Annotated in this window: 1 protein-coding gene; it reads right to left on the reverse strand. The window is 63.8% G+C overall.

All coding sequences use genetic code 11. The features are described from left to right. Window positions 1–412: 412 nt before the first annotated feature. On the reverse strand, window positions 413–1,184 hold a 772-nt coding region (locus tag AC6LJW_RS29415; protein WP_498088971.1), incomplete at its 5' end, for a phospholipase A.

Below are 1,184 nucleotides of genomic sequence, written 5' to 3' on the forward strand. Positions count from 1 at the left end.
CTGCCTTCCGATTCCCTCGGGCGCATCTGCACGCCCCGCGCACCCAGGCCACCGCCGCACCGGGCTGCGTCGTATCAGGTCGGACGGCCGGCGGGGAGGGCGGCTTGCTTGGCCTTCTTCTGTAGGTTTGTTGATGGCCGGAAGATCTTGCGGGGCTGCCAGATGCCGGCCGCGCGGGCGGCCTTATCTGGCGTTCGGGTGTCTTGCGTCGACGGCTTGAATCAATGTGCCTGGCGCCCGGGCCCAAGGTGTCTGACACCCGATGAACTGCTGTCACGTGCTAGGGGTCCTGCTAGCTGGGTGTCTGACACCGGCATGCAGACGGATGCGACACATTGATGCGCGCGCAAAGCAAATCGCCGGCTTGTCAGGCCGGCGATTTCATTTGACGCTTGCGTGCCGCATTGTGCGTTTACGGAATCAGCGACAGCCCCACGCGGAACTGGCTTTCGTTGCGCTGGTTGTACCCCAGCAGCGTCTCGCCGTAGCCGTTGAAGTACTGCAAATGCAAGTACCCGTTCCAGTTCAGGAACGTGCGGCGTAGCGGCCAAGCAAAATCCAGTTGCGTCGTGCGGCGCTTTTGATCTCCCTGGCGGTACATCGCCGAGACAACCGCGCCATTGTCCTGCGCCCAGCGCAGTTGCCAGTCGACGTGGCCGGCGTAGGCGGAGTAGTCGCTGTTTTCGCTGGCGACGCCGAAGTAGGCTTTGACCTTGGGGGCGAAGGTGAGGGTGCTGCCGCCGTCGAAGCGGTAATGGAAGCGCGGCTCGATGTAGCCGTCGTTCAGCGAGCGCGAGTCTTCGCCGTCCTTGCCGTTGGAGGCATGTTCAACGCCGGTGTTCATGCCGAAGCGCCAGTTCTGGTTCTCGGATTTCCAGATGTCGTCGGACATCCAGAAAACGCTGGGGTTGAACGTGGTGTCGATGAAGGGCTTGGAGTCGCTTTCCAGGTCCCACAGCGAGGTCTGGGTGTAGCCCAGGTAGAAGTCGTCGTGCCAGGTGTCTTCGCCGCCGCGCGGGCTGATGAGGCGGTACTTGGCGCTGATCTGGAACCGGGCGGTGGTGAGGCCGCGGGTGCCAACGGCGAAGTAGACGGGCTTGTAGGCGGAGAACGCGCTGCGGAATTTGTCGAAGGCGGCTTGTTCGACGGTGGGTTCGAGGGTCGCGGCGGGGGCGGGGCCGGCT

Source organism: Achromobacter sp. 1012554356, from assembly GCF_059760815.1.